The organism is Rhodococcus sp. CX, from assembly GCF_015865005.1.
Taxonomy (GTDB): domain Bacteria; phylum Actinomycetota; class Actinomycetes; order Mycobacteriales; family Mycobacteriaceae; genus Rhodococcus.
The window spans coordinates 16,006-24,642 of record NZ_JADZGH010000125.1 but is presented as its reverse complement, the minus strand read 5'-3'; the positions used below and the strand labels follow the sequence as shown (position 1 = coordinate 24,642).

The 8,637-nt window shown below is 69.8% G+C and carries 12 protein-coding genes; 4 read left to right on the top strand and 8 right to left on the bottom strand.

Annotated features, from left to right (window positions below; genetic code table 11):
- Positions 1-1,826, top strand: a 1,826-nt coding sequence (locus I0Q12_RS13840; RefSeq protein ID WP_197252467.1) for a VWA domain-containing protein, incomplete at its 5' end; no start/stop codon positions are given.
- Between the two features lie 24 nt (positions 1,827-1,850).
- Here I0Q12_RS13840 and I0Q12_RS13835 read toward each other — a convergent pair.
- The 8 genes from I0Q12_RS13835 to rpmB form a co-directional block, all read right to left on the bottom strand.
- Positions 1,851-3,044, bottom strand: coding sequence for an MFS transporter (locus I0Q12_RS13835; RefSeq protein WP_197252466.1), 1,194 nt, complete (start codon positions 3,042-3,044; stop codon positions 1,851-1,853).
- Positions 3,045-3,047: 3 nt separating this feature from the next.
- The gene (locus tag I0Q12_RS13830) at positions 3,048-3,437 is read right to left on the bottom strand and encodes a hypothetical protein (RefSeq protein ID WP_197252465.1); all 390 of its coding nucleotides are present in this window, start codon (positions 3,435-3,437) and stop codon (positions 3,048-3,050) included.
- 20 nt (positions 3,438-3,457) lie between these two features.
- A complete protein-coding gene (locus I0Q12_RS13825) occupies positions 3,458-4,384 on the bottom strand; it encodes an AEC family transporter (RefSeq protein ID WP_197252464.1) in 927 nt (308 codons plus the stop codon).
- Between the two features lie 61 nt (positions 4,385-4,445).
- Positions 4,446-5,636, bottom strand: coding sequence for an RtcB family protein (locus tag I0Q12_RS13820; protein WP_197252463.1), 1,191 nt, complete (start codon positions 5,634-5,636; stop codon positions 4,446-4,448).
- Between the two features lie 223 nt (positions 5,637-5,859).
- Positions 5,860-6,117 carry a 30S ribosomal protein S18 gene (gene rpsR, locus I0Q12_RS13815; protein WP_068161411.1) on the bottom strand — a complete coding sequence of 86 codons (258 nt, stop codon included), beginning with the start codon at positions 6,115-6,117 and terminating at the stop codon, positions 5,860-5,862.
- Between the two features lie 10 nt (positions 6,118-6,127).
- Positions 6,128-6,433 carry a 30S ribosomal protein S14 gene (rpsN, locus tag I0Q12_RS13810; protein WP_197252462.1) on the bottom strand — a complete coding sequence of 102 codons (306 nt, stop codon included), beginning with the start codon at positions 6,431-6,433 and terminating at the stop codon, positions 6,128-6,130.
- Positions 6,434-6,436: 3 nt separating this feature from the next.
- Positions 6,437-6,601, bottom strand: coding sequence for a 50S ribosomal protein L33 (gene rpmG / locus I0Q12_RS13805; protein WP_197252461.1), 165 nt, complete (start codon positions 6,599-6,601; stop codon positions 6,437-6,439).
- Positions 6,601-6,837 carry a 50S ribosomal protein L28 gene (gene rpmB / locus I0Q12_RS13800; RefSeq protein WP_197252460.1) on the bottom strand — a complete coding sequence of 79 codons (237 nt, stop codon included), beginning with the start codon at positions 6,835-6,837 and terminating at the stop codon, positions 6,601-6,603. Before rpmB ends, rpmG begins: the two co-directional genes overlap by 1 nt.
- Positions 6,838-6,953: 116 nt before the next feature.
- Here rpmB and mrf point away from each other — a divergent pair, with 116 nt between their 5' ends.
- Genes mrf through rpmF form a run of 3 tightly spaced genes read left to right on the top strand, consistent with a single transcriptional unit; the run spans position 6,954 to position 8,612 of the window.
- Complete coding sequence (gene mrf, locus I0Q12_RS13795) at positions 6,954-8,171, top strand: ribosome hibernation factor-recruiting GTPase MRF (RefSeq protein ID WP_197252459.1); 1,218 nt, start codon at positions 6,954-6,956, stop codon at positions 8,169-8,171.
- Positions 8,168-8,425 carry a type B 50S ribosomal protein L31 gene (locus I0Q12_RS13790; RefSeq protein ID WP_197252458.1) on the top strand — a complete coding sequence of 86 codons (258 nt, stop codon included), beginning with the start codon at positions 8,168-8,170 and terminating at the stop codon, positions 8,423-8,425. The genes mrf and I0Q12_RS13790 overlap by 4 nt, the downstream gene beginning before the upstream one ends.
- A 13-nt stretch (positions 8,426-8,438) precedes the next feature.
- A complete protein-coding gene (gene rpmF, locus I0Q12_RS13785) occupies positions 8,439-8,612 on the top strand; it encodes a 50S ribosomal protein L32 (protein ID WP_197252457.1) in 174 nt (57 codons plus the stop codon).
- Positions 8,613-8,637 lie beyond the last annotated feature (25 nt).

Sequence of the window (8,637 nt, the reverse complement as noted above, 5' to 3'; positions counted from 1 at the left end):
CACCGCGGCGGGCGCTCCGGGAGTTGCTGCGCCGCGGGCGTGGCAACATCCGAGGTCTGGATCAGCTTGCGGCGCAGGCGAACCGGCGCAAGCGGGAGTTGTTGAACCGCACCAATCTCGACGGCACCCTGAGGGAGGTGCGCGAGTTGCTCGATCGCGCGGTGCTCGCCGAACGCAAGGAACTCGCGCGTGCCCTCGACGACGATGCGCGGTTCGCGGAGATGCGGATCGAGGAACTCCCGTCGTCGACCGCGCAGGCCGTGCAGGAACTCGCCGACTACGACTGGCGCAGTTCCGAGGCGCGGGAGGACTACGAGAAGATCCGCGACCTGCTCGGGCGGGAGGTCCTCGATCAGCGCTTCGCCGGGATGAAACAGGCGCTCGAGGGTGCCACCGACGAGGACCGGCGCCGCGTCAACGAGATGCTGGAGGACCTGAACGACCTGCTGGACAAGCACTCTCGCGGCGAGGACACGCCCGAGGACTTCGAGCAGTTCATGGCCGAGCACGGCGACTTCTTCCCGGAGAACCCGCGCAACGTCGAGGAACTGCTCGATTCGCTGGCGCAGCGTGCGGCGGCGGCGCAGCGGCTGCGCAACTCGATGACGCAGGAGCAGCGCGACGAACTGGATGCGCTCGCGCAGCAGGCGTTCGGGACGCCGTCGCTGATGCAGCAGCTGAACCGGCTCGACGCGCACCTGCAGGCCGCGCGGCCCGGCGAGGACTGGTCCGGGTCCGAACGGTTCCGCGGCGACCAGGGGATGGGTCTGGGCGAAGCCACCGGGGCGTTGCAGGACATCGCCGAACTCGACGCGCTCGCCGAACAACTGTCGCAGCAGTATGCGGGTGCCGCCCTCGACGACATCGATCTGGACATGCTCGCACGGCAGCTCGGCGACGAGGCCGCCGCCGACGCGCGCACCCTCGCCGATCTGGAGAAGGAACTGCAACGGCAGGGTTTCTTCGACCGCGGCGCGGACGGGCAGTGGCGGCTGTCGCCGAAGGCGATGCGTCAGCTCGGGCAGACCGCGCTGCGGGACGTGATGAACCGGTTGTCGTCGCGGGGCGGGCAGCGCGAGACGCGTCGCGCCGGTGCGATGGGTGAACCGACCGGGGCGTCGCGGCCGTGGGAATTCGGGGACACCGAATCCTGGGACGTGGTACGCACACTCACCAACGCGACGTTGCGCGATCCCGGCCGGGTACCGGTGCGGATGGCGGTCACGGATGTGGAGGTCGTCGAAACCGAGCAGCGGGCGCAGGCGGCGGTCGCTTTGCTGGTGGACACGTCGTTCTCGATGGTGATGGACGGTCGCTGGGTGCCGATGAAACGCACCGCGCTGGCCCTGAACCACCTGGTGTCGACGCGGTTCCGCGGAGATGCGCTGCAGCTGATCGCGTTCGGGCGGCACGCGCGTGTGGTCACCCCGACGGAGCTGGCGGGCCTGGACGGTGTGTACGAGCAGGGCACCAATCTGCATCATGCGCTGATGCTCGCCGGCCGGCACCTGCGTCGGCATTCGAACGCGCAACCGGTGGTGCTCGTGGTCACCGACGGGGAACCGACCGCGCACATCGAACCCGAGGGATACGCGATGTTCGACTACCCGCCGAGCCCCCGCACCCTGGGGCTGACCGTCCGGGAACTGGACCATCTGGCGCGGCTGGGTGCGCAGATCACGATCTTCCGGCTCGGCGACGATCCCGGCCTGGCCCGGATCGTGGACCGGATGGCGCGCCGCGTCGGCGGTCGCGTCGTCGCCCCCGATCTCGACGGGCTGGGCGCGGCGGTCGTCGGCGACTACGTGCGGTCGCGGAGGCGCTGACGCGCCGGTGTGCCTTTGTGGCGGTCAGGGCCGCCGGAAAGGCACACGGGCGCGGGTCGCGCGCCACGTGCTGGTGGCGGCGGCGGACAGCAGGGCGGCGGTCACCAGGAACACCGACGCCGTGCCCGCCACCCCCGCGACCGCGCCGGCCGCGAGCGGGACCGCGACCTGACCGAGGCGGTTGCCGGTCAGGCGGACCGCGAGGGCGGAGGCGCGGTCCTGCTCCGAGACCAACTGGACCACCCACGTCATCGTCAGGGGCTGGCCGACACCCCAGAACATGCCGCAGATCGCGAGGAGCGCACCGATCACCCACGGGTTCGGAACGAGTGGGATCAGCGCGACGGGGACGATCGTCGCGGCGGTCGCGGAGATCAGCAGCGCCCGACGCGACACCCGGCGCAACGCCCACGGCAAGAACGCGCGCGACGCGATGGACGCGACCGTGCGGGCGGTGAGCAGAGCTGACACGAGCAGCACCCCGAACCCGAATTCGGCGCCGAGCAGCGGCAGGTATGCGACCACCAGATCCACGGCCGCGAGCACCACGAGACTCGACAGCATCGCCGGTTTCATGCCGGGGGTGCGCAGCATCGACAGCACCGACTGCGGTGCGTCGTCGCCGCTGCGGCGTCCGGACTCGGGGGGTTCGCGCAGTCCGACGACGAACGGCAGCGCCACCGCGGAGATCGCGGTCATCACCAGCAGCGCCGGGGTGGTGTTCACGGCCGTCGGATCGTCCCCGCCCGCCGCGGCGATCGCCCCGGCGAGGGGCACGCCCGCGGCCTGCCCGACCGACACCCCGAGGGTGAGCCAGGCGAAGCCGCGGTCGAGGCGGTCCGGTGGCGACAGGATCGACACGAAAGCTTGTCCCGACACGGTGACCAGCAGCTGGCCCAGCCCGAGTACGACGTTGCCGACGCCGAGCACCGGCAGGTTCGGGCTCAGGGCGATCACCGCGACACCGGCCGTCGTCAGGACGACACCCGAACGCAGGATGCCCGCGGCGTGATGTCGATCCACCGCCCGTCCGAACTGGACGGCCGCGACGAGCGGCACGATCGCGTACAGCGCGGTGATCGCGCCGATGGTGGTGGCGTCCCCGCCGAGCGCGAGCACCCGATAGGACACCAGCACGCGGACGGACTGGAACGCGGCGTGCAGCAGCGCGGTCGCGGTGCACAGGTGGATCAGCCAGTGGCGGGATACGGAAGGCACGGCTCAACCGGCCGTCACGGTGCGGCCGGCGAGCGGTGCCCGCAGCGGCAGTTCGAGGACGCCGGTCACGGCGATCTGGATGCACATGCGGTCCGCGGCCTCCGGGAGCGTTCCGCCTTCCAGCGTGACCGCGACCGCGCTGTCGGTTTCGGTCAGGGTCGCGTCGACGCCGTAGCACTCGGGCGTTCCGGTTTCGAAGTGCACGGCGATGCCGTCGCCCGCCGGAGACCACGACGTGATCGCCAGGGGATGCGGGTCGAGCAGGTCGGGGCGTGCGGTGAACACGGTCGCCCCGGCGGGTGTCGGCGCCTGCGGCAGCGGCGGCGCGTCGGCGTCGCCGGCAGCGCACGCGGCAATCGTCAGGGCGCAGGCGAGGATCGACGGCAGACGCACGGACCCCACGTTATTCGCCCTCATGCGAGCAGGAGGGCGACGAGGCCGATGGCGGGGATCGATGCGAGGGTGGTCACGAGTGCTGCGTCGCGGGCCAGCACCATCCCGCGGCCGTAGCGGCTCGCGTAGACGAACACGTTCTGCGCGGTCGGCAGGGTCGCGACCACGACGATCGCGAACAACTCGTGACCGTCGAGCCCGAGCAGGCAGCGCGCCATGAGATACGCGAGCACCGGCTGCACACCGATCTTGAGGACCGAGGCGAGCGCGACGTCGCGGCGAGGGCTCTGGCCCTTCTCGAGGACCTTCACTCCCTGCAGGGACAACCCGAACGCGAGCAGCGCCCCCGGGACGGACGCGCCGCCGAGCAGGTGGAACGGTTGCTGCACAGCGGCGGGCAGCGTCACCCCGGTGACCGCGACGATCAGGCCCGCTGCGCCGGCCAGCACGATCGGGTTCTTGAACGGCGCGGTCACGGTCTCCATGCGGGACGCACCGGCCCGCATCGTCGACAGGTCCAGGATCGTGAGCGCGATCGGGGAGAACAGCACGATCTGGAACAGCAGCAGCGGCGCGACGAACGACGCGTCGCCGAGGACGAACACCGCGATCGGAATGCCCAGATTCGCGGAGTTCACGTACGACGCGGCGAGCGCCCCGATGGTGAGTTCCGGCAGCGGTCGCCGCAGCCACAGTTTCGCGATCACCAGGTACAACGCGGCGATCGCGAACGCGGTAGCTGCGGCGACGTACAGCGTGGGAGAAAAGATGACCGAAAGATCGGAGCTGGCGAGTGCGTCGAACAGCAGCGCCGGGGTCGCGACGAAGAACACCAGGCGGCTGAGCACCACCTGACCCTCGGGACCGAGCGTTCCGGTGCGGCCGAGGACGAATCCGATCGCGATGATCACGAAGATGACACTGAACCCCGCAACCACGCCAGACACGACGGCCGAGTCTAGAGATCACACCCCGATGACCCAGGTCACACCCGGTGTCCGCCCGGATTCAGCCCTTCACACACAGAACCGTACGCAGGTGGGTCACCACCTCGACGAGGTTGTCCTGCGCCGCGATCACCTCGTTCAGGTCCTTGTAGGCACCCGGGATCTCGTCGACCACACCGGAATCCTTACGGCATTCGACTCCGGCGGTCTGGGCACGCAGATCGTCGACGGTGAAGGCGCGCTTCGCGGCGCCCCGGCTCATCCGGCGGCCTGCCCCGTGCGACGCCGAGTACAGCGACCGCGGGTTGCCGAGGCCGCGCACCACGTACGAGCCGGTCCCCATCGATCCGGGAATCAGTGCCAGGTCGCCGGAGCCGGCCCGGATCGCGCCCTTGCGGGTGACGACGTACTCGACTCCGTCGACGGTCTCGGTCCCGACATAGTTGTGGTGGACGTTGATCTCGTCGGTGAACCGCACCTGCGGAAACGCCTCGGTCACCACGTCGCGGAACAGCGCGACCATCACCGCGCGGGACAGGGCCGCGTAGTCCTGGGCCCAGCGCAGATCGAACAGGTACGCGTCCATCTCGGGGGACCCGGCGAGAAAGTAGGCCAGGTCGCGGTCGGGAAGGTCGCGGTTGTGCGGCAGGTGCTTGGCGACGCTGATGTGGCGTTCGGCCAGTTCCTTGCCGATGTTGCGCGACCCGGAGTGCAGCGTCAGCCACACCGCGTCGTCGGCGTCGAGGCACAACTCGATGAAGTGGTTGCCGCCGCCGAGGGTGCCGACCGCGCACGGTGCCTTGGCCAGTGCACGCGCAACCGGGGCGCGCAGTTCCTTCGAGCGCTCCCACAGCCGGGCGGACCGGCTCTCGATCGTCCCGCCGAGCCGTCGGGTCTCGACCGGGCTCTTGTGGACGGAGAAGCCGACGGGGATGGCCTTCTCGATCGCCGCGCGCAGGGGACCGAGATCGCCGGGCAGGTCGGCCGCGGTCAGCGATGTCTTCACCGCGGCGACCCCACAGCCGATGTCCACGCCGACCGCCGACGGCGCCACCGCGTCGTGCATGGCGATGACCGAGCCGACGGTGGCGCCCTTGCCGAGGTGCACGTCGGGCATGACCGCGACAATGCGCACCGGGTCGAGCCGCGCGATGTTGCGCAGCTGGGCCAGGGCCTGCGGTTCGATCTCGTGCTCGTGCGCCCACAGCCGGACGATGGGCTGACCGCTCAGTGAGAGCGGGAACTCGGACATGACTGCTGCTTCCTCCTCGGTCGTCGGTGTTCCGCGACGGACCGTAGACGGCGCCCACCCCTATTGTCGTCCGATTTTTCGCGCCCGAATTCGGTGCGAGTGTGCACAAATGGTCGTCGGATGCCAGGCGGATTCAGGAGGTTGACGACAACTGCACACTCGTGCCCGGGAACGACGACGCCGCCCCGTCCGAATGTGGACGGGGCGGCGTCGGAATGCTGTCCTACTTGCTGCTGACGTAGGGGAGCAGTGCCATCTCGCGGGCGTTCTTCACCGCGACGGCAACCTGACGCTGCTGCTGCGGGGTCAGGCCGGTGACGCGACGGCTGCGGATCTTGCCGCGGTCGGAGATGAACGTGCGGAGCAGGTTCACATCCTTGTAGTCGACGTACTCGATCTTCGCCGCGAAGAGCGGGTTCTTCTTGGGGCGGCGGCTCTCCTGCGCGCGTGCCTTCTTGGACGGTCCTCGCCTGACTGCCATTCGGTGCTCCTCACCAGCTCGACTTGTGGACGCCGGGTAATTCCCCGCGGTGGGCGAGCTCGCGCACACGCACGCGTGAGAGCCCGAACTTTCGCAGGTGGCCGCGCGGGCGGCCGTCCGCAGCGTCTCGATTGCGCAATCTTACCGGACTCGCGTCCCGGGGCAGTCTCTGCAGTGCGGCCTGCGCGGCGCGGCGTTCGCCGTCGGTGCTCGACGGCCGCCTGACGACGTCCTTCAGTTCGGCGCGGCGCTGCGCGTAGCGGGCGACGACGAGCTTGCGCTGCTCGTTGCGAGCGATCTTCGATTTCTTGGCCACGCGCTATTTCTCCTCTCGGAAGTCGACGTGCCGGCGCAGCACCGGGTCGTATTTGCGCAGGACGAGACGGTCGGGGTCGTTACGGCGGTTCTTGCGGGTGACGTAGGTGTATCCGGTGCCGCCGGTGGAGCGGAGTTTGACGATGGGGCGGATCTCGTTGCGGGCCATCAGAGCCGCACTCCCCGTGCTCGCAGCCGGGCGACGACTGCGTCGATGCCGTCGCGGTCGATGGTCTTGATGCCCTTCGCGGAGACGGTGAGGGTGACGCGCCGGCCTTCCGAGGGCACGAAGTACGTCTTGCGCTGGATGTTCGGGTTCCAGCGGCGGTTCGTTCGGACGTGGGAGTGGGAGACGGTCTTCCCGAAGCCGGGAGCGCGTCCGGTGACCTGGCAGTGCGCCGACACGATATGTCCTTCCTCGCCGACACGCTGAGCGTAACGACAATCATTTTCGACAAATGGCTTATCCGACTGTACGCTGCCGTCCAGCTAATGACAATCGTTATCGAAAGGTGGATTCGGTGGACACCAGGACACCGCTGATCGTCGTGTCCGGCCTGTGCGGTCCGACCCACCGCGCCGCACGAGCACTGCTGCGGCCCGGCACCGTCGTCGTGCACCACGACCTCGATCACCTCGGCGAAGGCGTCCTCCGGCGCACCCTCACGACCGTCGACAGCGAACAACTCGACGTTCTCGAACTCGCCCACGGATGCGTCTCCTGCACCCTGCGCGAAGATCTCCTGCCGCTGCTACGCCGCCTCCACACCCGCAGCACCGTCGACAGGATCGTCCTGCACCTCGATCCGCAGCTCGAACCAGAGGCGCTGTGCTGGGCCGTCGAACACGTCGTGGTCGCCGGGGTGGTCGGGCAGATCGACGGGCCGGCCGCCCGCGACGTGCGCGTCGAGGCCGTCGTGACCTGCATCGACGGGCGGACCTGGCTCGACGACGCCACCGGCGACGTCGACCTGCGGCCCGGCACCGACGACGACCGCACGGTCGCGCAGGTCGTCGTGGGTCAGGTCGAGTTCGCCGACGCACTCGTAGTGGCACCCGGCGCAGACGACCGGCAGCAGGCCCGGCTGCAGGCCGTGCTCGCCCGCCTCGCACCCGGTGCGCCCCTCGCTTGGACGGACCGGCCCGACGTCGAAGCCCTGCTTGCGCAGGTCCCGGCGACCGCGCGTCGCGGGCGCGTGGACGACGCACACGCCCCACTGCTGCGCGGGCAACCGCCGCTCGGGGAGGAGTGGGGAGTGCGACTCCTCGAATTCACCGCGGCCCGGCCGTTCCATCCGCAGCGGCTGCACGAGGCGATCGACGTGCTCCTCGACGGGGTCGTACGGGCGCGAGGTCGCGCATGGGTTGCCACCCAACCGGGCAACGCGCTGTTGCTCGAGTCCGCCGGTGGCGGCCTGCGGGTCGCGCATGCCGGGCCGTGGCTCGTGTCGATGACCCCGGACCAGCAGGAACGCGTGCCCGCGACGCGACGGGCCATGGCCGCGCTGCGCTGGGACGACAACTACGGCGACCGCGACAGCTCACTCGTCGTCCTCGTTCACGACGCCGACCCCGACGAGATTCTGGGTGCGCTGCATGCGGCACTGCTCACGGATGCCGAGTTCGCCGACCCCGCGAGCTGGACCACCTGGGAAGACCCGTTCGGCGACTACCACCGCGAGCCCTGCGAGGACTTCGCGATCGAACCGTCAGCACCGAGGAAAGAAGGACAGGCATGAAAACCGGCCTCCACCCCGACTACCACCCGGTCGTGTTCCAGGACGCGAATACCGGATCGACGTTCCTGACGCGCTCGACTCTCACCTCGGACCGGACCGTCGAATGGTCCGACGGCAACACCTACCCGCTGGTGGTCGTCGACGTCACGAGCGAGTCGCACCCGTTCTGGACGGGAACCGCGCGGGTGCTCGACGCCGCGGGACGGGTCGAGAAGTTCGAACGCAAGTACGGAAAGCGGCAGCGCCGCGCCTGAGACGGAGGAAGACATGGCAGTTCCGAAGCGCCGGATGTCCCGGTCGAATACCCGCGCCCGGCGGTCCCGGTGGAACACGCAGGCACCCGAGCTGGTCCCGGTCAGCGTCGGCGGGGTGACCCACCGCGTGCCCCGACGGCTGGTGCGCGCGGTGGCCCGCGGCCTCCTCGATCCGCGCGACCTCTGATCGACCCCCGCGCCCCCGGGTGACG